This is a genomic window from Halorubrum salsamenti (genome assembly GCF_007671685.1).
In the GTDB taxonomy this organism is placed as follows: Archaea; Halobacteriota; Halobacteria; order Halobacteriales; family Haloferacaceae; genus Halorubrum; species Halorubrum salsamenti.
Genome location: NZ_VCNL01000001.1, coordinates 474,815 through 501,465, shown reverse-complemented (window position 1 = coordinate 501,465; position 26,651 = coordinate 474,815). Strand labels below are relative to the sequence as shown.

At 69.3% G+C, this 26,651-nt stretch carries 26 protein-coding genes; 15 read left to right on the top strand and 11 right to left on the bottom strand.

All coding sequences use genetic code 11. The features are described 5' to 3' along the window. The first annotated feature begins 54 nt into the window (after nucleotides 1–54). Entirely contained in the window at nucleotides 55–1,401 is a 1,347-nt protein-coding gene (locus tag FGL94_RS02550) for an alkaline phosphatase family protein (protein WP_144920635.1), read from the top strand. 187 nt (nucleotides 1,402–1,588) lie between these two features. Next, nucleotides 1,589–2,449, top strand: a complete 861-nt coding sequence (locus FGL94_RS02545) for a GAF domain-containing protein (RefSeq protein WP_241659109.1) — start codon at nucleotides 1,589–1,591, stop codon at nucleotides 2,447–2,449. Between the two features lie 224 nt (nucleotides 2,450–2,673). Here FGL94_RS02545 and FGL94_RS02540 read toward each other — a convergent pair whose 3' ends face one another. Together FGL94_RS02540 and aglM are read right to left on the bottom strand one after the other, a co-directional pair. Beyond that, nucleotides 2,674–3,552: a DUF7847 domain-containing protein gene (locus FGL94_RS02540; RefSeq protein ID WP_144920633.1), complete on the bottom strand. Its 879-nt coding sequence runs from the start codon at nucleotides 3,550–3,552 to the stop codon at nucleotides 2,674–2,676. 58 nt (nucleotides 3,553–3,610) lie between these two features. Further along, complete coding sequence (aglM, locus tag FGL94_RS02535) at nucleotides 3,611–4,927, bottom strand: UDP-glucose 6-dehydrogenase AglM (protein ID WP_144920631.1); 1,317 nt, start codon at nucleotides 4,925–4,927, stop codon at nucleotides 3,611–3,613. Between the two features lie 98 nt (nucleotides 4,928–5,025). Here aglM and FGL94_RS02530 point away from each other — a divergent pair, with 98 nt between their 5' ends. The 3 genes from FGL94_RS02530 to FGL94_RS02520 are packed head-to-tail and all read left to right on the top strand — an operon-like array spanning nucleotide 5,026 to nucleotide 6,813. Beyond that, entirely contained in the window at nucleotides 5,026–5,583 is a 558-nt protein-coding gene (locus FGL94_RS02530) for a TIGR04206 family protein (protein ID WP_144920629.1), read from the top strand. 60 nt (nucleotides 5,584–5,643) lie between these two features. Further along, nucleotides 5,644–6,552, top strand: coding sequence for a ZIP family metal transporter (locus FGL94_RS02525; protein WP_144920627.1), 909 nt, complete (start codon nucleotides 5,644–5,646; stop codon nucleotides 6,550–6,552). A 51-nt stretch (nucleotides 6,553–6,603) separates the two neighbouring features. Then, the gene (locus tag FGL94_RS02520) at nucleotides 6,604–6,813 is read left to right on the top strand and encodes a hypothetical protein (RefSeq protein ID WP_144920625.1); all 210 of its coding nucleotides are present in this window, start codon (nucleotides 6,604–6,606) and stop codon (nucleotides 6,811–6,813) included. Between the two features lie 40 nt (nucleotides 6,814–6,853). Here the strand turns inward: FGL94_RS02520 and aroC are convergent, their stop codons facing one another. Next, nucleotides 6,854–8,041, bottom strand: a complete 1,188-nt coding sequence (gene aroC, locus FGL94_RS02515) for a chorismate synthase (RefSeq protein ID WP_144920623.1) — start codon at nucleotides 8,039–8,041, stop codon at nucleotides 6,854–6,856. Between the two features lie 90 nt (nucleotides 8,042–8,131). Next, nucleotides 8,132–9,280 carry a S1C family serine protease gene (locus tag FGL94_RS02510; RefSeq protein WP_144920621.1) on the bottom strand — a complete coding sequence of 383 codons (1,149 nt, stop codon included), beginning with the start codon at nucleotides 9,278–9,280 and terminating at the stop codon, nucleotides 8,132–8,134. Between the two features lie 82 nt (nucleotides 9,281–9,362). Between FGL94_RS02510 and FGL94_RS02505 the strand changes: the two genes are divergently transcribed. From FGL94_RS02505 to hpt, 3 genes are all read left to right on the top strand, one after another. Next, the gene (locus FGL94_RS02505; protein ID WP_144920619.1) at nucleotides 9,363–9,584 is read left to right on the top strand and encodes a hypothetical protein; all 222 of its coding nucleotides are present in this window, start codon (nucleotides 9,363–9,365) and stop codon (nucleotides 9,582–9,584) included. Between the two features lie 59 nt (nucleotides 9,585–9,643). Beyond that, nucleotides 9,644–10,423 carry an enoyl-CoA hydratase/isomerase family protein gene (locus FGL94_RS02500; protein WP_144920617.1) on the top strand — a complete coding sequence of 260 codons (780 nt, stop codon included), beginning with the start codon at nucleotides 9,644–9,646 and terminating at the stop codon, nucleotides 10,421–10,423. A 199-nt stretch (nucleotides 10,424–10,622) separates the two neighbouring features. Further along, nucleotides 10,623–11,192 carry a hypoxanthine/guanine phosphoribosyltransferase gene (gene hpt, locus FGL94_RS02495; protein WP_007999325.1) on the top strand — a complete coding sequence of 190 codons (570 nt, stop codon included), beginning with the start codon at nucleotides 10,623–10,625 and terminating at the stop codon, nucleotides 11,190–11,192. Between the two features lie 25 nt (nucleotides 11,193–11,217). Here hpt and FGL94_RS02490 read toward each other — a convergent pair whose 3' ends face one another. The 3 genes from FGL94_RS02490 to FGL94_RS02480 form a co-directional block, all read right to left on the bottom strand. Then, nucleotides 11,218–11,901, bottom strand: a complete 684-nt coding sequence (locus FGL94_RS02490; RefSeq protein WP_144920615.1) for a phosphoglycolate phosphatase — start codon at nucleotides 11,899–11,901, stop codon at nucleotides 11,218–11,220. A gap of 91 nt (nucleotides 11,902–11,992) precedes the next feature. Next, nucleotides 11,993–13,165, bottom strand: a complete 1,173-nt coding sequence (locus FGL94_RS02485; RefSeq protein ID WP_144920613.1) for a Cdc6/Cdc18 family protein — start codon at nucleotides 13,163–13,165, stop codon at nucleotides 11,993–11,995. Nucleotides 13,166–13,253: 88 nt separating this feature from the next. Then, nucleotides 13,254–13,460 (bottom strand): hypothetical protein, encoded by a 207-nt coding sequence (locus FGL94_RS02480; protein WP_144920611.1) that lies wholly within the window; start codon nucleotides 13,458–13,460, stop codon nucleotides 13,254–13,256. Between the two features lie 88 nt (nucleotides 13,461–13,548). On the opposite strand from FGL94_RS02480, the gene FGL94_RS02475 reads away from it, so the two are divergent. Continuing rightward, nucleotides 13,549–13,950 carry a hypothetical protein gene (locus tag FGL94_RS02475; protein WP_144920609.1) on the top strand — a complete coding sequence of 134 codons (402 nt, stop codon included), beginning with the start codon at nucleotides 13,549–13,551 and terminating at the stop codon, nucleotides 13,948–13,950. A gap of 17 nt (nucleotides 13,951–13,967) precedes the next feature. On the opposite strand, the gene FGL94_RS02470 is transcribed toward FGL94_RS02475, so the two are convergent. Beyond that, nucleotides 13,968–15,074 (bottom strand): hypothetical protein, encoded by a 1,107-nt coding sequence (locus FGL94_RS02470; protein ID WP_186313316.1) that lies wholly within the window; start codon nucleotides 15,072–15,074, stop codon nucleotides 13,968–13,970. Next, on the bottom strand, nucleotides 15,075–16,616 hold the full coding sequence (gene glpK / locus FGL94_RS02465; RefSeq protein ID WP_144920607.1) for a glycerol kinase GlpK: 1,542 nt from the start codon (nucleotides 16,614–16,616) through the stop codon (nucleotides 15,075–15,077). Between the two features lie 394 nt (nucleotides 16,617–17,010). On the opposite strand from glpK, the gene glpA reads away from it, so the two are divergent. The 4 genes from glpA to FGL94_RS02445 all read left to right on the top strand — a co-directional run bounded on the left by glpA (nucleotide 17,011) and on the right by FGL94_RS02445 (nucleotide 22,174). Then, complete coding sequence (glpA, locus tag FGL94_RS02460) at nucleotides 17,011–18,864, top strand: anaerobic glycerol-3-phosphate dehydrogenase subunit GlpA (RefSeq protein ID WP_144920605.1); 1,854 nt, start codon at nucleotides 17,011–17,013, stop codon at nucleotides 18,862–18,864. Further along, on the top strand, nucleotides 18,851–20,230 hold the full coding sequence (gene glpB, locus FGL94_RS02455; protein WP_144921407.1) for a glycerol-3-phosphate dehydrogenase subunit GlpB: 1,380 nt from the start codon (nucleotides 18,851–18,853) through the stop codon (nucleotides 20,228–20,230). The genes glpA and glpB overlap by 14 nt, the downstream gene beginning before the upstream one ends. Next, nucleotides 20,227–21,777 carry an anaerobic glycerol-3-phosphate dehydrogenase subunit C gene (locus tag FGL94_RS02450; RefSeq protein WP_144920603.1) on the top strand — a complete coding sequence of 517 codons (1,551 nt, stop codon included), beginning with the start codon at nucleotides 20,227–20,229 and terminating at the stop codon, nucleotides 21,775–21,777. The genes glpB and FGL94_RS02450 overlap by 4 nt, the downstream gene beginning before the upstream one ends. A 160-nt stretch (nucleotides 21,778–21,937) precedes the next feature. Next, entirely contained in the window at nucleotides 21,938–22,174 is a 237-nt protein-coding gene (locus FGL94_RS02445; protein WP_144920601.1) for a hypothetical protein, read from the top strand. A gap of 48 nt (nucleotides 22,175–22,222) precedes the next feature. Here FGL94_RS02445 and FGL94_RS02440 read toward each other — a convergent pair whose 3' ends face one another. After that, on the bottom strand, nucleotides 22,223–23,407 hold the full coding sequence (locus FGL94_RS02440; protein ID WP_144920599.1) for an MFS transporter: 1,185 nt from the start codon (nucleotides 23,405–23,407) through the stop codon (nucleotides 22,223–22,225). Between the two features lie 69 nt (nucleotides 23,408–23,476). Next, complete coding sequence (locus tag FGL94_RS02435) at nucleotides 23,477–24,658, bottom strand: M24 family metallopeptidase (RefSeq protein WP_144920597.1); 1,182 nt, start codon at nucleotides 24,656–24,658, stop codon at nucleotides 23,477–23,479. Nucleotides 24,659–24,971: 313 nt separating this feature from the next. Here FGL94_RS02435 and FGL94_RS02430 point away from each other — a divergent pair, with 313 nt between their 5' ends. Continuing rightward, nucleotides 24,972–25,952, top strand: coding sequence for a transcription initiation factor IIB (locus FGL94_RS02430; RefSeq protein ID WP_144920595.1), 981 nt, complete (start codon nucleotides 24,972–24,974; stop codon nucleotides 25,950–25,952). A gap of 116 nt (nucleotides 25,953–26,068) precedes the next feature. Further along, a complete protein-coding gene (locus FGL94_RS02425; protein WP_144920593.1) occupies nucleotides 26,069–26,542 on the top strand; it encodes an NUDIX hydrolase in 474 nt (157 codons plus the stop codon). Nucleotides 26,543–26,651 lie beyond the last annotated feature (109 nt).

The following is a 26,651-nucleotide window of genomic DNA, read 5'->3' as shown; positions in this document are numbered from 1 at the left end:
GGCATAAATCGCCAGAACACAAGGGATATGTCGACTCGAAGTCACTCCCTGTCCATGGGACTGTTCGATCGGCTGCGCGGCGGCGACGACGAGCGCGTGGTCTTCCTCGGCATCGACGGCGTACCGTACGACCTCGTCCAGGATCACCCCGACGTCTTCGAGAACCTGACCGACATCGCCGAGTCGGGCTCGGCGGGTCGGTTGGAAAGCATCGTGCCGCCCGAGTCGAGCGCGTGCTGGCCGAGCCTCACGACGGGGAAAAACCCCGGAGCGACCGGCGTGTACGGCTTTCAGGACCGCGAGATCGACTCCTACGAGACGTACGTCCCGATGGGGAAACACGTGTCGGCGACGCGGCTGTGGGACCGCGTCACCGACGACGGCCGCGACGCGACCGTGCTCAACGTCCCCGTCACGTTCCCCCCGTCGAGCCGGATCCAGCGCCAGGTCTCCGGATTCCTCTCTCCCTCGCTCGACGCGGCCGCGAGCGACGACTCGGTCCGACGGGTGCTGGAGGACCGCGACTATCAGATCGACGTGAACGCGAAGCTCGGCCACGAGGACGACAAGACCGAGTTCATCGAGAACGCGCACGCGACGCTCGACGCCCGCTACGACGTGTTCACTCACTACCTCGATCAGGACGACTGGGACCTCTTCTTCGGCGTCTTCATGAGCACCGACCGGGTCAACCACTTCCTGTTCGGCGACTACGAGAACGACGGGGAGAACAAGGACGCCTTCCTCGACTTCTACCGGACCCTCGACGAGTACATCGGCGAGATCCGCGACGCGCTCGACGACGACACGACCCTGATCGTCGCCTCCGACCACGGGTTCACCGAGCTGGAGTGGGAGGTGAACTGCAACCAGTTCCTCGCCGACGAGGGGTGGCTCTCGTACGACGGCGACGACCACGACTCGCTCACCGACATCGACGACGAAACCCGGGCGTACTCGCTTATTCCCGGCCGGTTTTTCCTCAATCTGGAGGGCCGCGAGCCGGAGGGCGTCGTTCCCGAGTCGGAGTACGAGGCGGTCCGCGAGGAGCTCATCGACGACCTCGAATCGCTCACCGGTCCCGACGGCCGGCAGGTGTGCAAGCGGATCGTGAAAGGCGAGACCGTCTTCGACGGCGACCACGACGAGATCGCGCCCGACCTCGTGGTCGTCCCCGCGGACGGCTTCGACCTGAAGTCCGGCTTCGGTGGCAAAGCGGCCGTCTTCACCGAAGGCCCCCGCAACGGGATGCATAAGTTCGAGAACTCGCTGCTGTACTCGACCGACCCCGACCTCGACGTCGCGGGCTCGAACCTCTTCGACGTGACGCCGACGATCCTCGATCTGATGGACGTCGAGCACGACGGCGACTTCGACGGCGACAGCCTCCTGAACGCGTAGCTGACCGTTCCGCGCGGCCGCATCGCGGTTTTTTTAAATACGTCGTCGGCTTTGCAGGCGAAGCGTTCGCCGAGCGGCTCTCTGAGGGGCGGTTAACTACCCCTTAGCTAAATGTCACTACGAGACATAGTCACGATCAAAGTAACCGGACGGAGCGGGCCGCCCGACACGCCAACTGACACATTCCATGTCACACAGCATCTGTACATCGGAAGCGAACGAGGGATTGGCGTACTTTCAGCGCCTCTGGCGAACGCTGTTAGCGCCCAACACCGACCCAAGAACCAGACTCGAACGCCTGTTTGAAACCGAAACCGAAGAGCTCGACCTGAACTGTGCGTTTCTGTCGCATATCGATCTCGAAAACGAGACGGAACGCTTCGAGATCGTATATGGCTCCCACGAGGACCTCAACTCGGGGACCTCCGTCCCGCTCTCCGAAACCTACTGTCGGAAGACCATCACGGACCCGGAAGGGACAATGGCCGTCAGTGACGCCCTCGCCGAAGGGTGGGACGGTGATCCGGCATACGAGACATTCGGGTTAGGAAGTTATCTCGGGACGACGGTCTCGGTCGACGGCGAACTCTACGGAACGCTCTGTTTTGCGGACACCGACGCCCGTGATGAGCCGATCAGCGACAGAGAGAAAGCCCTCGTCGAGATGCACAGCCAGTGGGTGGGGTACACGATGACCCACTGGGACGAGCCGCTGTTTCGGGAGACGCGCATCGATACGATCGAGGGGCGCACCGTTTCCTCGGAAGCCATCGACTCGATGATGGACGCACTCAAAAGTCGCGTGAGACGCACCCTTCTCGTGACGCTGTTAGACACCACCGAGACCAGTATCGCCGCCCTCGAGCGACGGTTGAACGACGAGGAGGACCGAGTAGCGCTGTACCACATTCACGTCCCCAAATTAGCCGACGCCGGATACATCGCGTGGGACACTGAGGCGGACACCATCTCCAAGGGACCGAAGTTCTCCGAGGTGGAACCACTCGTTCAACTGCTGAAAGAGTATAACACGGGAGTCCCCGAGTAGGCGTCTGCAGTGACCGTTCGATCGGTTCTGTCAGACCGTTCAGTAGTGCAATCACGTTTCAGTGACCGGCTGTTTCGGACGCGACTGCGTTTGAAAAGGGGAATCTCGACGGGACGACGTCGTCGAACGCATCCCACAAGAGGGGAACGCGTACGCGACTTCGGGTTCCGGAGTCGACCGCGGTCGCTTAACCATCGATCGCGGGCGGCGAGAGGGCGAACGCGTCAGGCCGCCGCAGTCCCGCTGATACGCCGGTAAAACGCCACAGAGTACGTCGCGTAGAACGCGCCGGCCACCCCGGTCAGGAGGACGTAGCCGAGCGCGATCGCGGCGACGACCGCCGGGGTCGGCTCGATCGAGACGATCTCCGCGAACGGGGAGCCCGCGGGCTGCTGGGGACCGAAGACGAGCGATCCGGCCGCGGCCAACACGCCGACCAGCACGCCGCCGGTCGTGAGCAGCACCGTGTAGCCGAACACGCTGAGGAGGTTCGATCGGACGAGCCCCGCGCTGCGGCGGAACCCGTCGACGAGCTCGGTATCGTCGAGGACGACGGCGTGGGCGTAAAACTGGATGAAGAAGGTGACGAGGAGATACACCAGAACGAGCCCGACCGCGACGATGCCGACGACCGCGAGCAGCGTCGGATCGAATCCGAGAGCCGGCGCGTCGACGCCCGTGCCGGCGCCGCCCATCCCGCCACCAGTTCCGCCGTCCATCCCGGCGACCGACCCGCCGATAACCACGATGATCACGCCCATGAACACGATGAACCCGAACACCATGTTCACCGCGAGCAGGACGAAGTAGCCTAAGAGTAGCGGGACGTAGTTCGCCTTCCCGACCGCGAGCAGCGTTCCGAGACGCGTCTTGCCCGCGACCGCTTCGTCGGCCATGCCGAGCAGACCGCCCTGGAAGAACGGGAGGACGAGGATCATCACGCCGAACGTGACGAGCGAGATCACCGACGCGAGCACCGGGCTGGTCGACTCCACGAGCAGGTTCGGGAGTTGAAAGAGCCCGTACAGCGCCGTGATGAGCACGAGTATCGGGTTGCGAACGACGCCACTGGCTGCCGGGCGGAGGGATTGGAGGGCCGCCATATTCGGGTATCTCTCCCGGGGCACATAAATCAAGAGGGAGAGGCGCGAGAGGCCCCGGCTACCAGGTGAGTCCCTCGTAGGTGAGCCCCGCTCGCCGCTCGATCACCCGCCGGCCGTCGATCACGACCGGATCCGCCATCGCGTCGAACGCGTCGTCGAGCGCCGCGAACTCGTCCCAGTCGGTGACGACGAGCGCCGCGCTCGCCCCGTCGAGCGCGGCCGCGGCCGAGTCCGCGTACTCGATGTCGGGGAACCGCTCGCGGGTGTTCTCGGCAGCGACGGGGTCGTAGCCCACTACGTCTGCGCTCCGGTCTTGCAGCCCCTCGATGATCGGGATCGCGCGGGAGTTCCGGACGTCGTCGGTGCCGGGTTTAAAGGCGAGCCCGAGCACCGCGACGCGCCCGCCCGCGACGTCGGCGTGGGCGTCGAGCAGTTCGAGCATGCGCTCCGGCTGGCCGTCGTTCACCGCGACCGCGGCGTCGAGGAGCGCGGGCTCGTAGCCCGCCTCGCGGGCCGCGGCGCGGATGGCGTCGACGTCTTTGGGGAAGCACGATCCGCCCCAACCCACCCCCGAGCGTAGGAACTTCGCCCCGATCCGGTCGTCGAGTCCGACCGCGTCCATCACCTCGTAGGCGTCGATCCCGAACCGCTTGCAGATGTTTCCGAGGTCGTTCGACAGCGAGATCTTCGACGCGAGGAAGGCGTTGTTGGCGTACTTGATCATCACCGCCGTCTCGGGGTCGGTCCGGATGACCGGCACGTCCGCGTCGGTCGCCGCGACGAGCGGCTCGTACAGCGTCTCCAACCGCTCCGTGGCCCACTCGGACTCGGTCCCGAAGACGATCTTGTCCGGGTGCCGGAAGTCGTCGACGGCGGTTCCCTCGCGGAGGAACTCCGGGTTGGTCGCGAGTTCGACGCGGTCCGCGGCGTCGCCCGCGCCCGCGTGGAGCGCCTCGCGCACCGCCCCGACCCCCGGCGGCGTGATCGTACTCTTGACGACGACGAGGTGGCGGTCGTCCGGGGTCGCCCCCGAGCCGTTCCCCTCTCCCGCCAGCGCCTCGCCGGTCATCTCCGCGGCCGCGGTGAGCGCCCCGAGGTCGATGCTCCCGTCCTCGTTCGACGGGGTGCCGATCGCGAGGAACGTCACGTCGGCGTCGGGGACGCTCTCGTACTCGGTCGTGGCTCGGAGCCGGTCGCCCGCGTGCTCGGACAGCAGGTCGTCGAGGCCGGGTTCGTGGATGGCGGCGTGCCCGTCGTTGATCGCCGCGACCACGTCCGGATCGATGTCGACGGCGGTCACGTCGTGACCCGCGTCCGCGAGGCAGGCCGCGAGGGTCGTTCCGACGTAACCGCTTCCGACGACGGTGACTCGCATACCGAAGCAAGCGACCCCCGACTCAAAGAACGTTGCGCGTCCCCGAACGCGAGACCGCCTTCGGACGATACTTACCCGCGGCCCACCCAGGCGACGATATGTCCGAGGGATCGGGGCCAGGATCGGAGGCGAGGAACACGCGGCCAGCGCGGTCGGACGACCGCGGTTGCCGCGTCGCACGCGTCACTCGCCGGAACGGCTGGCTCCTCGTTCTCGCTCTCCTCGCGGTGCCGATGGCCGTGATACCCGGCGACGACCTCACGGTCGTGAGCCTGTGGGGCTTCCTGAGCACGTCCGGCCCGGGGGTCACCGCCGGCGGCTACCCCGTGTGGGCGTACTTCCTCGAACAGCCGCGCCCGTTCGGGACGCTTCCGGCGTCGATCCGGGCGTGGCCGCTCGCGATCGGGTTTTACCTCCTCGCGGCGGCCAGCGCGACGGCGGGCGTCGCGCTCGGGCGGGAGGACCGCCGCGTCACCGGCGGGCTCCTCGCGCTCGCCGCGGCCGCGAGCCTCTGGGTCTCCGTCGGCGTCGCGACCCGGTTCGGCGTCGGGACCACGTCCGGGTGGCTCGCCGTGATTCCGATCGGCGCGCTCGCGACGCTCGCGGTCGCCGTCGCGGTCTACGGGCGCGACCTCCGGGGAATCGTCGAGGCGTGAGCCGAACGACGCGTCGCCGGTGCGGCGGTGTTTAACAACACGGGCGCGGAACCCGATTCCATGACCGATCTCGTCGGGGTGGTGACGGTGAGCGGCGTGGCGGGGATCGCGACGGGACTCGGTGCGCTCCCGGTGTTCTTCCGGGCTCGCGTCACGCACCGCGCCTACGACGCCGCGCTGGGACTCGCGGCCGGGCTGATGGTCGCGGCCAGCGTCTTCGGCCTGATCATCCCCGGGATGGAGGAGGGGACGCTCTCGGCGGTGATGACGGGGTTGCTCCTCGGTGGCATCGGCCTGCTCGCCGGGAACTACGCCATTCCGCACCTCCACGCGCAGTACCGCGAGTGGCTCCCCGAGGGGGGCGCGACCGGCGACGACGCCGCGGCGATGGCGATATCGGACGAGGGCGAGAGGCCGGACCGCGAGCTCTCGGAGTTCGCCGACCCGGTCGAGTCCGCAAACGCCGCCAACGCAGGCGATGCCGCCGACGCAGCCGACGCCGCCGCAGAGAGGGAGGTAACGCTCCGAAAGGCGCTGTTGATCGGCGGGGCGATCACCCTTCACAACGCTCCGGAGGGGCTGGCGATCGGCGTCGCGTTCGCGTCGGGGTTAGAGGAGGTCGCGCTGCTGCTGGCGGTCGTGATCGGCCTCCAGAACGTGCCCGACGGGTTCGCCTTCGCGGTGCCGATGGCGGACACCGGGATGTCGAACCTCCGAGTGCTCTGGTACACCACCCTCTCGGGAGTCGTCCCCCAGGTCGTCGCCTCCGTGTTCGGCTTCCTGCTCGTCGGGTTCGCGGCCGGGCTGTTCCCCGTCGCCTCCGGGTTCGCCGCCGGCGCGATGCTCGCGGTGGTGTTCCGGGAGCTGATCCCCTCCTCGCACGGCCACGGTCACGCCGACGCCGCGACCGGGGCGTTCCTCGTCGGCTTCGTGCTGCTCGTCGTCGTCGACGCGGTCGTCGTGGTGTGAGCCGCACAGACGCGCGACGCCTTTTCAAGCCGATACGCCGTGGCTCCGGGTATGTCCACGACCGTCGCCGCGCCCGACGCCGACCAGACGTGCGCCTACTGCGGCTCGCGGATCTTCGAGCACGACCCGATCTGCGTGCGCGACTGCGACGACGACTGCGGCTCGCCCGCCTACTTCTGTAACTACGCGTGCCTCTCGGCGCACGTCGACGAGAACGATCTGACTGCTGGCGACGCCTGTGAGTGGTCGCCGGGAGAATAAGGCGAGTCGAACGATCGGTCCCGAGAGGCGAGGCGATTCGCTACTCGTTGTCCGGGCTGCTCGGGTGGTAGTCGGTGTCGTACTGGCCCGGGTTGCCGTCGACGCGGTCGGGGTTGATCCGGCCGGCGAGCAGCATGAAGTCGAGGACGGTGCAGTACAGCATCGCCTCGACGACGGGGACGGCCCGCGGCGGGAGGACGGGGTCGTGGCGGCCGACGACCTGCACCTCCTTCTCCTCGCCCGTCTCCCAGTCCGCGGAGCGCTGCTTCTTGGGGATCGAGGTGGGCGCGTGCCACGTCGCCTCGCCGTAGATCGGTTCACCGGTCGTGATCCCGCCCTGAAGCCCGCCGTGGTCGTTGCCGACCGGGACGGGGTCGCCCTCGTCGCTCTCGACGTGGTCGAACGACTCGCCGTCGTCGAACGTCCAGTCCTCGTTGCGCTCGCTGCCCGACACGTTCACGGCGTCCGTCCCGAGCCCGAACTCGACGCCCGTGGTCGCCGGGATGGAGAACATCGCCTGCCCGAGCCGGGACGGGAAGCCGTCGAAGCGCGGCGCGCCGAGCCCGCGCGGGACGCCCCGACACTCGAAGTAGATGGAGCCGCCGATGGAGTCGCCTTCCTCCTGGTACTCCTCGATCAGCTCCTGCATCTCGGCGGCGGCCTCGGGGTCGGCACAGCGCACGTCGTTCTCCTCCGAGTTTTCCAGAAGCTGCTCGAAGCTCACCCCGTCGGCCTCCACGTCGCCGATGCGGTTGACGTGCGCTTTGATCTCCACGTCGTACTCCGAGGCGTCGAGCACCTGCTCGGCGACCGCGCCGGCCGCGACCCAGTTCACCGTCTCGCGCGCGGAGGAGCGCCCGCCGCCGCCCCAGTTGCGCGTGCCGAACTTCGCGGAGTAGGTGTAGTCGCCGTGCGAGGGACGCGGCGCGGTGACGTACGGCTCGTACTTCCCCGAGCGCGCGTCCTTGTTCTGGATCACCATGCCGATCGGCGTCCCGGTGGTGTAGCCGTCCTGCACGCCGGAGTTGACGACGACCTCGTCGGGCTCGCCCCGGGAGGTCGTGATCATCGACTGCCCCGGCTTGCGCCGGTCGAGCTGCGCCTGAATGGCTTCCTCGTCGAGCTCGACGCCGGCGGGCACGCCCGAGACCGTCACGCCCATCGCGTCGCCGTGGCTCTCGCCGTACGTCGTCACCTGGAAGAGCCGACCGAACCGGTTCCCGTTCATACGCGACCGTATGTCCGAGGGCATATAGTGGTTGCAATCCGCGCAACCGGACGGCGGGGCGGGACGCTCCGCGTCTGTCCCTCCCCCGAATCAGGGTTCCGGGCGGGCGCCCAGCTCCACTTCGACCGCCTCCTCGCTCCCGTCGCGCACGACCGTGACGCCGACCGTGTCGCCGGGACGCGTCTCGAGGGCGAGGAACTGTGAGAGGTCGGCGTTCTCGGCGATCGGCGTGTTGTCGAGCGCGACGATGGTGTCGCCGCCGGTCGGGACCGCCGCGCCCTCGACGGTCGTCTCGCCGGTCGAGCCGCGGAGGGCGCCGTCGGCGGGGCCGCCGTCGACGACCTCGGCGACGTACACGCCGCGCGCCTCGTCGAGGTCGTTGCCCGCCGCGAGCAGCGGCTCGACCGGCAAGACGCTCACGCCGAGGTAGGAGTGCTCGTAACTTCCGGTTTCGATCAACGCGGGCACCACCTCGTTCACGAGCCGCGCCGAGACGCCGAACCCGAGGTTCTCACCCTGCGTCGCGGTCGCGACCGCGATCACGGTGCCGTCGAGAGTGACGACCGGTCCCCCGCTGTTGCCGGGGTTCAGCGCCGCGTCGGTCTGGATCGCGTCGGCGATCGAGAACCGCCCACGCGCGGTCGACGACGCAGGAATCGTCCGGTTCCGGCCGCTGACGATCCCCTGCGTCGCCGACCCCTCCAGTCCGAGGGGCGCGCCGACGACGAGCACCTCTGTGCCGATTGCGGGGAGTTCGGACGCGACCGGGAGCGGATCGCCGGGGAGGTCACCGTCGAGCTCGACGACCGCGAGGTCGCTGTACGGGTCGCGGCCGACGACGGTAGCGTCGAGCCACGCCTCGTCGGCGCCCTGCACGCGGACCGTGTCCGGATCGCCGATGACGTGGTCGTTCGTGATAAGGTGGGCCTCGTCGTACAGGAATCCCGAGCCCTGTCCGGCCTCGCCGCCCTCGCTCGGGCCGAAGACCGTCTCGCGGCTCTCCACGTACGTCTGCACGCGGGCGACGGAGGGGGCGACCGCGTCGTACACCTCGTCGTAGCCGGTCCCGCTCTCGGCGTCGTCGAGCGGCGGATCGATCTGTTGGTCGCCCCCTCGGTCGGTCCCTCCGGCGTCGCTCCGGCCGTTCGCCGAGCCGCGGATCCGCCCGAGACAGCCGGCGGCCGATGCGCCCGCGAGCGCCGCGCCGATTCCGAGGACTTCGCGTCGGGTTCGCGTCATCACTTCCACTAACGGATTTGATCGATTTAAGCCGCCGGACGGGACCGGAGATGGTTTATCAGCGGCCCGCGTTGGCGTGAGCGTGCGCGATCGTCTCACCTCCGATCTGGGCGTGTACGCCCTGTCTGGCCTGTTCTCGTTGGTTGTGTTCGCCGTGGCGCTGGGGATCCTCTCGCGGACACTGCCGGACGGGCTCGGCTCCCGCCAGCTCGTCGGACTCGTGTTCGGATACCTGCTGTTTATCGGCGCGTACACCACGGCGTGGTACATCTACACGGAGATCGATAGCCGCGAAGAGATCTGAGGGGTTCACTCGGGTTCCGCCTGCCGAACGACTTTCACGTCGGCGAGCGAGGGGTCGGTATGACGTGGGACACGATCACGCTCGACATCGACGACGACAGCGACGCCGCGACGATCACCGTCGACCGCCCGGAGCAGCTCAACGCCCTCACCGTCGACACGCTCGAAGCGATCGAGGAGGCGCTCGCGGAGGCCGAGGCGGCCGACGCCCGCGCGCTCGTGCTGGCCGGCGCGGGCGACGAGGCGTTCGTCGCGGGCGCGGACATCTCCTACATGGTCGAGCTGTCGACGCCGGAGGCGCAGGCGTACGCGGAACTCGGCCACCGCGTCGCGGACGCGATCGAGTCGTTCCCGGCGCCGACGGTCGCGGCGATCGACGGCTACGCGTTCGGCGGCGGCTGTGAGATGGCGTTGGCGTGTGACCTCCGCGTCGCCGCCGAGCGCGCCGTGATCGGGCAGACGGAGATCGACCTCGGGATAATCCCCGGCTGGGGCGGGACTCAGCGACTCTCGCGGCTGGTCGGCGACGAGACCGCGAAGCGGCTCGTCTTCCTCGGCGAGCGGATCGACGCGAGCGATGCGGCCGAGATCGGACTCGTCGGCGAGGTCGTTCCGGACGACGCCTTCGACGCCCGGATCGACGATCTGGCGGGGGAGCTGGCCGCGAAGCCGGCGTTCGCGATGCGCGCGGCGAAGGAGGCGATCAACGCCGCCCGCGACGGGTCGAAGGCGGGCGGGCTCGCCTTGGAACGACGAGCGTGGTCCGGAATTTTCGGCACGCACGACCAGCGCGAGGGGATGGCGGCGTTCTTGGAGAAGCGCGATCCCGACTTCGAGTAGCGCGCCCGGTGTTCGAGCCGCACGCCCGGAGTTCCGGTAGCGCGCCCGGTGTTCGAGCCGCACGCCCGGAGTTCCGGTAGCGCGCCCGGTGTTCGAGCGGCGCGAGTCGCTCGCGGAGCGCCCGTCACGCCCCGTGCGATCGGGGTCCACGGAACCGGGGGATCGCCACGCTTTATTAATCCGCCCGAGTACCGGCGACATGGACCAGTTGCGGCAGTCGCTCCTCGACGCGCCGATCATCGAGAAAGGCGAGTACCAGTACTTCGTCCACCCGATCAGCGACGGCGTTCCCATGCTCAAACCGGAGCTCCTCCGGGAGATCGTCATCCGGATCATCCGGAAGGCGGAGCTGGAGAACGTCGACAAGATCGTTACCCCCGCGGCGATGGGGATCCACATCTCCACCGCGCTCTCTCTGATGACCGACATCCCGCTCGTGGTCATCCGCAAGCGCCAGTACGGCCTCGACGGCGAGGTCCCGCTGTTCCAGGAGACCGGCTACTCCGAGTCGGAGATGTACATCAACGACGTCGAGGAGGGCGACCGCGTCCTCGTCCTCGACGACGTGCTCTCGACGGGCGGCACGATGAAGGCGATCCTCGACGCGCTCACCAACGAGGTCGGCGCGGACGTCGTCGACGTCGTCGCCGTGATCAAGAAGGCGGGCGAGAACGAGCTGGACCAGACCGACTACAACGTGAAGACGCTGATCAACGTCACCGTCGAGGACGGCGAGGTCGTGATCGTCGACGCGCAGGGAGACGACTAGACGCCGCTCCTTCCCGAACCTACCCCTACTCACTCCGCTTCCGAAGGTCGGCGAGCACGCCGGCGGTGCCGTCCGTGTACGACTCCGCTAACACGATGTCGGCCGCGTCGCGCGCGGCCCCGTCGGCGTTGGCGACCGCGTACGACTCGCCGGCGACCGCGAAGGTTGACACGTCGTTCTCGCTGTCGCCGATCGCGACGAACTCGCCGGGGTCGATACCGAGCGCGTCGGCGACGCGTTCGAGCCCCCGGCCCTTGCTCACGCCCGTCGATTTGACGTGGTACGCGTAGCCGGTGTCGACGACCTCCACGTCGCCGCCGGCGGCCGCGGCGACCTCGCGCAGCAGGGTCTCGTCGGCGTCGAGCGACAGCGCGACCTCCGTCTCGCGCCAGCGGTTCACCGTGTCGCGGTCGCCCCAGCCGGGGTCGCCGCCGCGCTCCCGGAACGCCTCGACGACGGCCCGCGGGGCCTCGGGGTCGCCGAGGACCGCCGTCTCGCCGTCGACGTGCACGACGCCGCCGTTCTCGGCGATGACGGTCTCGGCGCGACCGAGGAAGTGCGCCAGCGCGACCGGGTACGGGAACGCCTTCCCGGTCGCGAGCACCACCGGAGCATCCCAGTGCGGCAACAGCTCGAAGACGCGCGCGTCGATCCGGCCGCTCGCCGTCGTCAGCGTCCCGTCGATGTCCAACGCGAGAGGCGGAACCATACCGGACGTGCGGCGACGACGCGCAACTGTCTTGCGTTCGCGAACGACCGGGCGGGAGACGGAAAAGGCGAGAAGAGGCGATGGAGGCGCCTCAGACCGACCACGAGAGCCGATCGAACAGCTCGCGGAACACGAGCGTCGGGAACCGCGGGACGAGTCGGCTCGGCGGCCGCCCCTTTCCGGCGCTCTGGCGGGCCGTCACCCGATCGAGCAGGCCCGCGTCCGCGAGCTCGTAGAGCACGCGCCGCACCGTGGAGGCAGACAGGTCGACCGCCTCCCGCGAGGCGATCGTCTCGGTCGCGGCGCTCACCGACGCCCGGTCGTCGTCGGTCAGGCTCACGAGCTCGTAGAGGAGTCGCCGTCGGCTCTCCGAGAGCGCGAGGACCCGTCCGAGCGCGACTCCCGGTCGCGGGACCGCCTCGATCCCCGCGTCGAGATCCGCCGGCCGCACCGTCGAGGCGCCCGCGCGCTCCGCGGTGACGGCCCCGCCGACGACCGCGGCGAGCGCGTCGTGCGCGTCGCCCTCGGCCCACTCGCTGACCTCGCGGATCTGGTCGTGGGTGAGCGCGTCGCGTCCGAGCCCGGTAGAACATCGGCTCGTCAGCAGCTCGACGAGCACGTGCCGGCGGTACGGCTCGAATGTCACCGCCTCCTCCGGTTCCCACTCGATCGCTGTCGGCTCCTCGCGGCCGAGACACACCGGGACCACCCGGTCGCTGACGGCCGTGAGCCATTCGACGACCGTCGTCGCGGTCGGCGTCTCCGGCTCGTTGACGTGGTCGACCGCGACGACCAGGTCGGGGCCGGTGTCGACGGCGTCCCGCAGCGACTCGGCCAGCTCGTCCGTACCGACCCCGTGTTCGGGGACTGCGTCGTCGCTGACCGCGTCGAGCGCGGCGTGACAGAGCCGGAACCGCGTCGACGCGCGGCGGGCGTCGACGTAGACGAACCCGGGAAGCGTCGGCTCGACCGCGCGCGTCGACGTCTGGATCGCTCGCCGCGGGCCGCTGTGGGACGCGAGACGCCGGAACAGCTCGGTGACGATCGCCGACTTCCCGCTTCCCTTCGGCCCGTGAACGTAAGCGTTCGGGGGGAGCGATCCGGCGAAGGCCGGCTCGAACACGTCGAGGAGCCGCTCGATCGCCGGCCCTCGACCGACCGGTGACCTGGTGTGTGACACCGGTGAGACGGCGTCGATGTCCACGATGACGCCGGCCCCCACATCGTAGCCGAGCCGCCGCTCGATCCGGTCGTCGATGTTCACGGGCGGCCCTCCACGGTGCTCCGATAAAACCGGTGCGAAGCTCGCCGGCGCAGTCGCCGGGGGTCCCGGGTGAGCGACCGACGCGGCCTCACCAGTGATCGGGCTTGTACCGATTGATGAGCAGCGTTGAGACGGCGAAGACGACGGCGGCGACGCCGCCGACGATCGCGCCGGCGACGACGCGTGCGCCGACCGGACCCTCCGCGGTCACCGTCACGACGAGCGCGACGATCCCCGCGACCACGAGCATGTTGCGACCGTCCCGTCTCTCGAGTCCCAGCGTGCCCACGTCCATACCCGGGACTCACGTCGAGCGACGTTAAATCCACCCCGGTCGCCCCGTCGTCCACAAATTTAACCGGTCCGCCCGCTTCTCGCGGGGTATGTCCGAACCAGAGTTCGACGAGTCGGTCGTCAGGGCCGACAAGCGGAGCAAGGCGGTCGCGTTGATCGTCGCGATCGCCGCGTTCCTCCTCGCCCGCGAGCTCGTCGTCGACGTCCAGTTCGCCTCGATCGTCGCGGCGGCCGCCGGCGTCGGCGCTCGGCTGTACATCCCGTACCACGCGAGCGTACGGGTTCCGGAGTCGGATCGGACGTCGCTCGGCGAACACCCGACGGTCGGCGCGTATCACCACGGCGCCGCCGGCGTCGGGCTGGCCGTGCTGTCGGTCGTCGCCGTCGCCGCGTTCGCGTTCACTCAAGGGTTCGTCACCTCGGTTGGTGTCGGGATCATCGCTGGTGTCGTCTCGTATGTGGTGCTCGCCTCGGTGCTTCCGGCTCAATAAAAAACCGAGCCGGCGGTTCAGGTGCCCGGCACCCAGATCGACCCGAGAACGCCCAGGATCGACAGGACCGCCAGGATCGAGGCCGTGATGAAGATCGCCGCCGCCGGCGGGTCCACGTGCGTGTCACCGTGCGCGTAGAAGACGCGCTGGAAGGCCTCGCCGATCACCGCGCCGAGCAGGCCGAACGCGCCCCCGGCGATCAGTCCGACGGTGCCGCTGAAGCCCGCGCCGGTGAACGCCGCCCACGCCGTCGCGCCCGGAAGCGTCATGTGGTGCGTGACCGGGATCCGGTCGACGCCGAGGTTCAGGAACAGCAGCGTCGCCGCACTGATACCGAACCCGAGGAACACGTTCCCGGTCTGGATCGCGGCGTACGACGCCGCCACCCCGGCGGCCACCCCGATCGCGGCGACGTGTGACCACTTGTACATGTTCGGCAGCCACGGCTCGACCGCGAGCCGGTCCTCGCTGGACTTGTCGCCGTCGCTGGGCACCTCGTTCGGCTCGCGCATCTCACCGCGCTCGAACGGTCCCATGTCGAAGAAGCCGCTCGCCTTGTCGCTGACGTTACCGATCACGGAGTAACCGAACACCGCCCGGTGGACCAGCGCGCTGGCGACGACCGTGAACGCGATCGGGTCCGTCGGGATCGCCAGGTTCCGGAGCGTCTGCTCGAGCACGATGCCGAAGACGCCGAACGCCGCACCGACCGCGAGGATGTCCGGCCGGCTCCCTAGCGCGAAGCCGATGTCCTTCCCGTTGTGGTAGTCGAAGCCGGACTCCATCGCGCCGTTCTTCGCCGCGTACGCCGCCGCCGCCGCACCGCCCGCGAAGGAGATGTGCGGCCCGAAGACCGGACCGAACCCGACGCCGACGCCCGACCCCATGGCGGCGTCGCCGCCCCACACGCCGGCGACGACGAGGAAGCCGGTGAAGATGAACGCCGGGAGCGCACCGAGCGCGGCGCCGAACGCCCCGCCGGCCGCCGCGCCGAGCCAGATGGTCGGATCGAGCAGGATGTCGAGCACCGCGCCGATCGAGCCCGCGTTCCACTGTGCGAGCGCCCCGCCCGACTGCGCGAGCAGGTCGCCCGACGCGAGCAACGCCGAAGCCTCGACGCTCATTTACTCGTCCTCCTCGTCGTCCTGCGCCCAGTTGAGGGACCGTTCCACCGCGTCGTCCCACCGGCTGTACAGCTTGTCGACCTCCGCCTGGTCCTTCTCGGGGGTGAACTCGCGGTCCACCTGCCAGTTGTCGCGGAGCTCGTCGACGGTGTCCCAGTAGCCGACGGCGAGGCCGGCGGCGTACGCCGAGCCGAGGGCGGTCGTCTCGTCCACCTCCGGTCGGGCGATCTCCGTCTGGATGATGTCCGACTGAAGCTGGCAGAGGAAGTTGTTCTTGACCGCGCCGCCGTCGACGCGGAGGCTGGTCGTCTCGACGCCGGAGTCGGCCTCCATGGCCTCGGCGACGTCGCGGGTCTGGTAGGCGATGCTCTCCAGCGTCGCCCGGACGATGTGCTCTTTGCTCGTCCCGCGGGTCATCCCGACGATGGTGCCGCGTGCGCGTCCGTCCCAGTGCGGGGCGCCGAGCCCGGTGAACGCCGGAACCATGTAGACGCCGTCGGTCGAGTCGACCGAGCGGGCCAGCTCCGCGGTCTGGGCGGCGTTGTTAATGAGGTCGACGTCCTCGAGCCACTCGATCGCGGCGCCGGTGATGAAGATGGACCCCTCCAGCGCGTACTGGACGGGCTCGCCGGACATCTGGAACCCGATGGTCGTCAGGAGCCCGTGGTCGGACTCGACGGCCTCGTTGCCCGTGTTCATCAGGTAGAACGACCCGGTGCCGTAGGTGTTCTTCGCGTCGCCCTCGTCGAAGCAGGTCTGGCCGAACAGCGCGGCCTGCTGGTCGCCCAGGGCGCCGGCGACCGGGACCTCCTCGCCGAGGAAGCCGTCGGCGTCGGTGTGCCCGTAGTAGTCCTCGTCGGAGGAGGGTCGTACCTCGGGAACCATCTCCTTCGGGACGCCGAACTCCTCGAGAAGCCCGTCGTCCCACTCTAGCTCCCGGATGTTGTACAGCATCGTCCGGGAGGCGTTGGTGACGTCGGTGATGTGGTTGCCCGTCAGGTTGTAGATGAGCCACGCGTCGATCGTCCCCATGACGAGTTCGCCGTCGCGGGCGCGGTCGCGGAGGTCGCCACCCCGAGAGCTCTGCATCTTGAGCGGCTCGGCGTTGTCGAGGATCCACTCGGTCTTGGTCGCGGAGAAGTACGCGTCGGCCTCGAGCCCGGTCTTCTCGCGGATCTCTTCGACTTTATCGGCCTCCTGAAGTTCTTCGACGCGATCGGTCGTCCGGCGGTCCTGCCACACGAGGGCGTTGTGGACCGGCCGTCCGGAGTCTTTGTCCCAGACGATCGTCGTCTCGCGCTGGTTCGTGATCCCGATCGCTTCGAGCTGGTCCGCGTCCAGCCCCGCGTCGGCGAGCCCGTCGAGGACGACCTGTTGGGTGTTCTCCCATATCTCGATGGGATCGTGCTCGACCCAACCCGGGTTGGGGTAGATCTGTTCGTGCTGTTCGTACGCGTTCGCGACGACCTGGCCCTCATGGTCGAAAACCATGAATCGGGTCCCGGTCGTCCCCTGGTCTATCGCACCGACATACTGTGTCATGTGTTGGATCCCTCCTGTGGCGCTGGTCCGCTCGCGGCGTCGGCGCCGACCGCACGACGGGCGCTGGCCGGGAGAGCCGTTCGTCCCCCGGACCGTCGATCGCGACGCCGCGTCTGCCTCGAAACCGGCCGAGCCACCGTCCGCGTCTCGGCCGATGAGACGGTGTCGACGCGGCGTCGCGATATATCTTCACGGAAGCTACCACGCCACTCGTGAACATAATGTACTACCATAATAATCTTCGTGTTAAAATCCGGGATACGCCGGGATCGAAAAAATGAGTATATAAATGAACCGGCGTCGACAACGATTGTACTACTTGAACGTCCCTGATAATTATGGGTACCCCTCACTAGGAGGTAAAGTAAAGTGGGCGGGGTCCGACCGGATCGACATGGACCAACAGGTGGACGTCGTCGTCGTCGGCGGGGGGTCGACGGGGTGCGGCGTCGTCAGGGACCTCGCGCGGCGGGGACTCGACGCGGTGCTCGTCGAGAAGGGGAACCTGACGCACGGCACAACGGGGCGAATGCACGGGCTCTTACACAGCGGGGGGCGATACGCGGTCTCCGACCAGAAGAGCGCGAGGGAGTGCATCGAGGAGAACATGGTGCTCCGCGACATCGCGGGCCACTGCGTCGAGGAGACCGGCGGGCTGTTCGTCAAGCGCCCGGAGGACTCCGAGGAGTACTTCCAGGAGAAGCTGGAGGGGTGTCGCGCCTGCGACATCCCCGTCGAGGTGATCGACGGAGAGGAGGCGCGTCGCCGCGAGCCGTACCTCGCGCGCGACGTGGAGAAGGCGATCGCCCTGCCGGACGCCGCGATCGACCCCTTCCGGCTCTGCGTCGCCAACGCGGCCGACGCCCGCGAGCACGGCGCCCGGGTCGAGACCCACGCCCCGGTGACCGACGTGCTAGTCGAGGACGGCGAGGTCGTCGGCGTCGAGGTCGAACACGAGACGGGTCCCGGCGAGCGGGTCCACCGCGAGCCCGGCGCGACCGAGGAGATCCGCGCGCGCCACGTCGTCAACGCGACCGGCGCGTGGGCGGGCAACGTCGGCGAGATGGCCGGCGTCGACGTGGAGGTACGCCCCTCGAAGGGCGTGATGACGGTGATGAACACCCGGCAGGTCGACACCGTGATCAACCGGTGTCGGCCGAAGGGTGACGCCGACATCGTCGTCCCCCACGAGACCGCCTGTATCCTGGGCACGACCGACGAAGAGGTGGACGACCCCGAGGACTACCCCGAGGAGGAGTGGGAGGTCGACCTCGTGATCGAGACGCTCTCGGAGCTGGTGCCCGCGCTGAAGGACGCCCGGACGCTCCGCTCCTTCTGGGGCGTCCGTCCCCTCTACGAACCGCCCGGAACCGGCACCGAGGACCCGACCGACATCACGCGCGACTACTTCCTGTTGGACCACGGCGACCGCGACGACCTCCCGGGGATGACCACCATCGTCGGCGGGAAGCTCACCACCTACCGCATGATGGCAGAGTCCATCTCCGACCACGTCTGCGACCTGCTCGGCCACGAGGCGACCTGCGACACCGCCGACGCGCCGCTGCCGGGATCGGAGAACCCCGCGCGCATGGAGGAGCTGATGGACGAGTTCGGGCTCCGGTCCCCGGTCGCCCGCCGCTCCGGCCAGCGCCTCGGTTCGCGCGCCGACGACGTGCTCTCCTCGTCCGACCCCAATCCCGTCGTCTGCGAGTGCGAGGGCGTCACCCGCGCCGAGGTACAGGACGCCATCGGCGAGGCGGGCAGCGACCTCAACGCGGTCCGCCTGCGCACTCGCGCCTCGATGGGGAACTGTCAGGGCGGGTTCTGCTCGCACCGGATCGCCGCGGAACTCGCGCAGGAGTACCCGGAACCGGTCGTCCGCGACGCGGAAGACGAGCTGTACCAGGAGCGCTGGAAGGGCCAGCGCCACGCGCTGTGGGGGCGCCAGCTCTCGCAGGCGATGTTGAACCACCTGCTGCACGCGACGACGATGAACCGCGACGGCGACCCGGCGAACCTCGATAGCGAGGTCGACTTCGGGGCGTTCGACTCGGGTGCCGAAACCGAATCGGCCGGGTCCGGTGGGGGCAGCGGCGGCGAATCCGGGACGGCGGCCACCGACGGTGGTCGCGCAGGCGACGACGCGACCACAGACGGCGGTCGCGCAGGCGACGACGCGACCGCAGACGGTGGGCGCGCAGGCGACGACGCGACCGCAGACGGAGGGGCCGATGGCGATCGATAGCGACGTGCTCGTCGTCGGCGGCGGGCTGGCGGCGATCACCTCGGCGGTCGCGGCGGCCCGCGAGGGCGCCGACGTGCGCTTAGTCTCCCACAAGGCGAGCACGCTCCGACAGGCCTCCGGACTGATCGACGCGCTCGGGTACGTGCCGGCCACCGACCCCGCGGAGCCGCTGCGCGAGGGGCCGCCGACGGCCGGCCGCGAGCTCGACCGCGACGAGTGGCCCGAGCCGGAGGGACCGCTCGCCGACCCCTTCGAGGCGATCGATCGGCTCCCGGAGACCCACCCCTATCGGGTCCTCGGCGCCGACGCGCTCCGCGAGGGGTTGGGCCTGTTCGACGACCTCGCGGGCGACGCGTACCGCGGGGGGCACACCGACAGCAACGCGCTCGTGCCGACGTTCGGCGGGAGCGTGAAGCCGGCTGCACGCTACCCGGCCGCCGCCGAGGCCGGGCTCGCGAGCGACGACCGGCCCACGCTGATCGTCGGGTTCCGGTCGCTCACGGAGTACGACGCGCGCGCCTTCGCCGAGCGGCTGGCGGCCGCCGGCGTCCCCTTCGACGTCGCCGGCGCGGAGGTGGAGTTCGCCGAGGCGTTCCGGGCCGACACGAAGGTCACCCGGCTCGCGAAGGCGCTCGACCACGACGAGGCGATCGACGGCGACCCCGCCCGCGAGGCGCTGGCGAAGGCGGTCGCGCCGCACCTCCACGACGTGGTCGACGAGACGGGCGGCGTCGACCGCGTCGAGCGCGTCGGCTTCCCGGCGTTCCTCGGCGATCAGGAGGGCGACGCGGTGCGCGCCGAACTGGCCGACCGGCTCGGCGCCGACGTCTTCGAGATCCCGATGGGACCGCCGAGCCTCCCGGGACTCAGGTTAGAGGACCGGCTGTACGACGCGCTCGACGAGGAGGGCGTCCGGTTCGAGACCGGCAACCCGGTCGTCGGCGTCGAGACCGAGGCGGACGGCCGGGTCGAGACGGTCGCGGTCGATCGGAAGGGACGCGAGACGCCGTACGGCGCCGACGCCTTCGTGCTCGCGACCGGAGGGCTCGTCGGCAAGGGACTCGACTCGGACCGCGAGGGCGTCCGCGAGCCCGTCTTCGACCTGCACGTCGAGCAGCCGGCGGACCGCTACGAGTGGTTCGTCGACGACGCGTTCGGCGACCAACCGTACGCGCGGTTCGGCGTCCGGATCGGCGAGGACGGGCGCGCGCTGGACGCGGACGGAGAGGCGGCGTACGACAACGTCTTCGCGGCCGGCGGGGTCGTCGGCGGCGCGGACGTGGCGCGGGAGAAGTCCGCGAGCGGGGTGTCGCTCGCGACCGCGATCGTGGCGGGGCGGCAGGCGGCGACGGAGGCAACCCAATGACACGACACACGGACGACGGAGACGCGGAGGAGGGGAACGGAACGGACGGAGAGCGCGGCGACGGGCCGGCGGCCGACACGGACCGGTCGACGCCCAGCCCCGGCGTCCCCGAGGCGGGCCGGGACGAGCAGCCGCCGATCTTCGTCCCCGACGACGGGACGGCGGCGGACGCCGGAGGCGACCTCGCCGCGGGCGACGCTCCCGCCGCGGACCGCGCCGCCACCGCCGCCACCGACGGCGGCGTCGAGAGCGCGACCGGCGGGAGCGACTCGACCGATCTCGACCCGGACGCGTACGACCCGGTCGACGTGTTCCCGGGCGGCGACCTCGACCTCCGGGAGGGCGCCGACTCCTGTTACAAGTGCACGAGCTGTGACACCTCCTGTCCGGTCGCCGAGGTCGACGAGGAGTTCCCGGGCCCGAAGTTTCAGGGCCCGGAGCAGTGGCGGCTCAAGCGCAAGGAGGACCACGACATCGACGAGTCGATCACCTCCTGTTCGAACTGCATGCGCTGTGACGACGCCTGCCCCTCCTCCGTGCCCCTCTCGCAGATGCACAACGAGGCGCGCGGGCAGTTCGTCGAGTCGCAGATGGAGAAGCTCTCGCGGGAGTACATCCGGAACCGCATCCTCTCGAACTACCGCTTCTTCGCGGCCATCGCGAGCAAGGTGCCGCGGCTGGCGAACGCCGCGACGAAGATCCCGGGCGCGATGAAGCTCGGCGAGAAGGTGCTCGGGATCGCGGGCGACCGCGAGTTCCCGGACTTCGCCACCCAGACGTTCCGCGAGTGGTGGAAGGCCCGCGGCGGCGCGCAGGTGGAGAACCCCGACAAGCGCGTCGCCTACTTCCACGGCTGCTACTCCAACTACAACACGCCCGAGGTCGGCAAGGCGATGGTGCGGGTGTACGAGCACTTCGGCTACGAGGTGCTGGTGCCCCCGCAGAAGTGCTCGGGCACGCCGATGTTCGCCAACGGCATGCTGAAGGACGCGCGCCGGCACGCCGAGACGAACGTCGAGAATCTCGTCGAGGCCATCGGCGAGGGCGCCGACGTGATCGCCTCCTGTACCTCCTGTTCGCTGTCGCTCCGGCAGGAGTACCCCGAGCTGTTCGACATCCACGGGATCGAGGACGTCTCCGAGCACACCTACGAGGCGCTGGAGTACCTCCGGATCAACGAGGACCTGGAGGGCGAACTGGCCGAGACCGAGCTCGCCGACGAGCAGGCGTTCGCCTACCACGCGCCGTGTCACGCCCGCAATCAGGGGCTCTCCCGACAGGCCGTCGAGACGTTCCGCGACGTCGACGGCGTCACCATGGAGGACGTCGGCGACTCCTGTTCGGGGATCTCCGGCACCTACGGGTGGAAGGAGGAGAAGTACGAGACGTCGATGGAGATCGGCGCGGAGATGTTCGATCACATGGAGGACGCCGAGGGCGACGTGGGGATGACCGAGTGCCCGACCTGCGCGATGCAGATGGAACACGGCACCGGCTACGAGGTCGAACACCCGCTTCAGCTGCTCGAAGACGCGGTCGGCGCGTAAGCGCTCGACTGCGGGCCGACGATCTCCCCAGATCGCCCCCGTTTTTTTAAACCGGACAGCCGCGAGCGAACGACCCCGAAGCAACGGGGCCGCGGCGGCGACGCGCCGCGCTGTCGCCGGCGAGGGAACGCTTAAAAGCGTCCGGCCGGAACGGGTGGGTATGCCGACCTTCGAGCTGAACCTGTCAGACGACGTGTACGCGGAGTTCCAGCAGCTTGCCGAACAGGAGTTCGTCTCCGAGGAGCAGGCCGCCGAGGACCTGATCGCGTCCGGAATCGAGGCGTACAACGTGAGCGTCGTCGACGACGACCCCCGCGACGAGATGCTCGACGGCGCCGAGAACAACATGTTCGACACGGCGGAGGACCCGGGAAGCCTCGAAGACGACCGGCTGTAGTCGGATTCCCCTTCGAACGACGACGCCTTTTAAACGGACGACAATCCGCTAATACCCGAGCCGTAGCACCCGGTTCGCGAGCAGCGCAGCCAGCGCGATCCCCATCACCCCGGCGAGCAGTCCGAACGCGGCCGTCCAGCCGGCGGCGTCGGAGACCGCGCCGACGACGACGCTCCCCGACGCGCCGACGACCATGTAGGCGGTCCGGACGAGCCCGAATCCCGCGCCGCGCTCGGCGTCTGAGAGGAGGTCCATGAACCGCGACTGCAGCGGCGCGCCCCACGACATCGCGAGGCCGACGAACCCGACGCCGACGACGGTGGCGGAGAGCCCGAACCCGAACTCAGCCGCCGCGACGAGCAGCCCGTAGCCGACGATCCCGGCGGCCATCGTCGCCATCACGGTCGCGTCGCGGCCGACCCGGTCGGAGACCGACCCCGTCACCGGCTGCGTCGCGCCGTGGACGAGAAAGTACAGCGAGAACAGAAGCGCCGACACCCCGGTAGACAGCCCCGTTCCGAACTCCAGGAAGCTCGGGAGGAAGGAGGCGGTGGCCTGCCACGTGAACGCCCCCATCGTCGCCAGCGCGGTCGTGTAGAGGATCCGAGGCCGGGAGAGCAGCTCGACGAGCGGTCCGAGCGCGAACCGCTCGCGTATCGCCTGATCGGGGCGGAGCGGCTCGGTGGGTCGCACCCGCCACGCGAACAGGGCGAACACGGGGACTGCGACGGCGACGCCGAGGGCGATGCCGGCGCGCCAGCCGTACCGCGACCCGACGAGCGCGGCCAGCGGCGGAGCGGCGAGTCCCGCGACCGGCCCCCCGGCGACGTGGACCCCGATGGCGCGGCCGATGTCGTCGAACTGCCGGGTGAGGAAGGTGGTCGCCACCGAGTAGTGGAGCCCCGCACCGGCGCCGAGGACGACGGCGAAGACGATGAACGCGACGATCGACGGGGAGACGGCGATGAGCAGGGAGGCGACCGCGGTGGCGCCGACGGCGGTCAGGATGACGGTTCGCTCGCCGTACCGGTCGCCGAGCACGCCGGAGGGGAACTGCGCGAGCGCGTACGCCAGCCACATTCCCGACAGCCCCAGGCCGACGGTCGCGTTCGTGACGCCGAACTCGACGCGGATCTGGGGGATCAGCGGGCTGATCACCAAGCGCGCGACCATCGTCGCGGTGAACGCGAGCGTACAGAGCGCGAGCGCGGTGTGTTTGTACCGCCAGTTCACGGTCGCCGTTCTCGACCCGGGTCAAAGCGGGTTCCGATCGCGGCCAGCCGGACCGGGTGTGGTGTGCGGTCAGACCACGAACTCGATCGGGTACTCGGTGAGGTTCTCGTAGCCGTCCTCGGTGACGACGGCGATGTCCTCGATCCGGACGCCGCCCACGTCGGGGTCGTAGAGCCCGGGCTCGACGGTGATCACGTGGCCGGGCTCCAACTCGCCCCCGCCGCTCGCGAGCCGGGGGGACTCGTGGACGTCGAGGCCGACGCCGTGGCCGGTGGAGTGGATGAACCCCGTCTCCGTCTCGGGGTCGGTTCGGAACGTCGGCTCGCCCGCGTCCTCGTACACCTCGCAGGCCGCCGCGTGGACGTCCTCGCCGGTCGCGCCCGGCTCGACCGCGTCGAGCGCGGCGTCGAGCGCGCGCTCGGTGAGGTCGTACCACTCGCGGAGCGTCTCGCTCGGCTCGCCGACGCAGAACGTCCGGGTCATGTCGGCGTTGTACTTCGTCGCCTTCGACCGCGGGAAGATGTCGACGATGATCGCCTCGTTCGCCCGGAGCGGCCCCGACCCGCGGTCGTGAGGGTCCGCGGCCTGCGCGCCGCCGGCGACGATCGTCTGGTCGAGCGCGCAGCCGTGCCGCAGCAGCGTCACCTCGATCTCCTGGGTCACCCGTTCGCTGGTGAGCGGCTCGCCCTCGTGGAGGAGGGTGCCGGGTTCGATAACGCCGTCGGCGGCGTCCTCGCCGGCCACGTCGGCGCCGGCGATCAGCTCCTCGGCGGCCCGCATCGCCGCCTCGTTGGCGCGCTGGGCCTCGCGGATCGCGTCGACCTCCTCGTCGGTCTTCACCGCCCGGACCTCGCGGATCCGGTCGTCGGTGTCGACCGCGACCTCGATCCCGCGCTCGCGGAGCGCGTCCGCGGTGCCGACCGGCCCGCGCGGCGGCATCGAGACGGAGTCGACGCCCTTGTCGCGAACGAACCGGGCGTACATGTCGTTGCGGGCCTCGCGGTCGCCGTACTCGTAGTCGTAGTCGGCGTGGCGCTCGACCGTGTCGGCGGTCGCCTCCTTGCGGGCGCGACCGTACTCCAGTCCGCCGACGAGGAGGTGGATCTCGCCGTCGGCGTACAGCGTGAGGAACGGGTCGGGACCGGTGAACCCGGAGAGGTACAGCTGGTTGGCGTCGTCCTGCGAGGCGTCGATCAGGTAGCCGTCGGTCTCGAGGTCGGCGAGCCGGTCGTCGAGTCGCGCGCGGTTCATACGACACCTGCTCGGGCGACCCCCAAATCCGTTGTCCTCGCGGCACTCTCCCCGGCGTTCGAGACGTCGCTCGCCGCGCGAAATAGATATATAGGTGGGGGTCGCCGATCGCCGATCGTATCCGCCCGTCGTTAAGGCTGACCGAAAAACCGGCAATAATCGTCGAATAGAGGCTTGTGAACCGCTCTCTCTGATGTTTTCCAAATCGAAATTCACCCGAACATTTAAATATCTTCGGCGATTACATAACGGTGAGGAAAGCCAACCGAGACGCGTCTCTCGGTCCCCTCGTTCCCTCCACTTGAACTAACCAATGAGCGAAAACGTTCGAACGTACACGGCGGAGCACACCGACGAGACCGAGTCCGAAGCCGAGACCGAGTCGGCCGACGAGGAGCTGCGCTGCCCGGAGTGCGGCGGCCAGCTCGCGACCGACACGGAACACGGCGAAACCGTCTGCGTCGACTGCGGGCTCGTCGTCGAGGAAGACGAGATCGACCGCGGGCCGGAGTGGCGCGCGTTCGACTCCAAGGAGAAGGACAGCAAGTCGCGCGTGGGCGCCCCGACGACGAACATGATGCACGACAAGGGGCTCTCGACGAACATCGGCTGGCAGGACAAAGACGCCTACGGCAAGTCGCTGTCCAGCCGCCAGCGCGAGAAGATGCAGCGCCTCCGCACCTGGAACGAGCGCTTCCGCACCCGCGACTCCAAAGAGCGGAACCTGAAACAGGCGCTCGGCGAGATCGACCGCATGGCCAGCGCGCTCGGCCTCCCGGACAACGTCCGCGAGACCGCCTCGGTCATCTACCGCCGCGCGCTCGACGAGGACCTCCTGCCCGGCCGCTCCATCGAGGGCGTGTCGACATCGTCGCTGTACGCCGCCGCGCGACAGGCCGGGACCCCGCGGAGCCTCGACGAGATTTCGGCGGTCTCCCGCGTCGAGAAGGACGAGATCGCCCGGACGTACCGCTACGTCGTCCGCGAGCTCAAGCTGGAGATCCAGCCCGCCGACCCCGAGAGCTACGTCCCCCGGTTCGCTTCCGACCTGGGCCTCTCCGACGAGGCGGAGCGCCGGGCGCGCTCGCTGCTCGACACCGCGAAGTCGCAGGGGATCCACTCGGGGAAGTCGCCCGTGGGGCTCGCCGCCGCCGCGGTCTACGCCGCCTCGCTCCTCGTCAACGAGAAGGTCACCCAGAGCGAGGTCAGCGACGTCGCGAACATCAGCGAAGTCACCATCCGGAACCGGTACCACGAGCTGCTCGAAGCCGAAGACGGCGTCGCGCTGAACTGACGCCGCCGCCCTGACCGAGACGGGGCGAGACGGCCCGAGACGGCCCGATTGAACGGACGCCGTCGACCTCCGCCGTTTTTCCGAACGCCCAAGCCGCAGCGGGCCGAGCCACGCGTATGGAGACCACTCGCCACTTCACGGCGACGACGTACGTCGTCAACGACGGCGCGACCGCGCTCCACGCGCACGAGCGCCTGGGGATCCGGCTCCCGCCGGGCGGGCACGTCGACCGCGACGAGCTTCCCCACGAGGCCGCGCTCCGGGAGGTCCGCGAGGAGACGGGGCTGGAGGCGGAGCTCGTCGCGACCGAGTCGTCGATCGAGGGGCCGAACACGCGCGGGCTCCCGGAGCCGGCCCACCTCATGCTCCACGACATCAACGTCCACGAGGACGGGTCGGTGGGCCACCAGCACGTCGATCACCTCTACTACGCCCGAGTCGGCTCCCGCGAGATCGCGCCGAACGGCGCGGACGAGGTCGACTCGGACGGCTGGCGCTGGTACACGCCGGCGGAGCTGGCCGAGAGCGACCTCCAGCGCGACGTGATCGAACTCGGGCGCGAGGCGATCGCCGCCGTCGACGGGGCGTAGCCGGGAGCGAGGGGTAACATCGATATCGAGGGCGGATCGACCGACGGCAGGCGTCAGACGACCGTCTCACGCTCCGGAAGGTATTTGGGTCGTTGAAGGCGACGTAAAC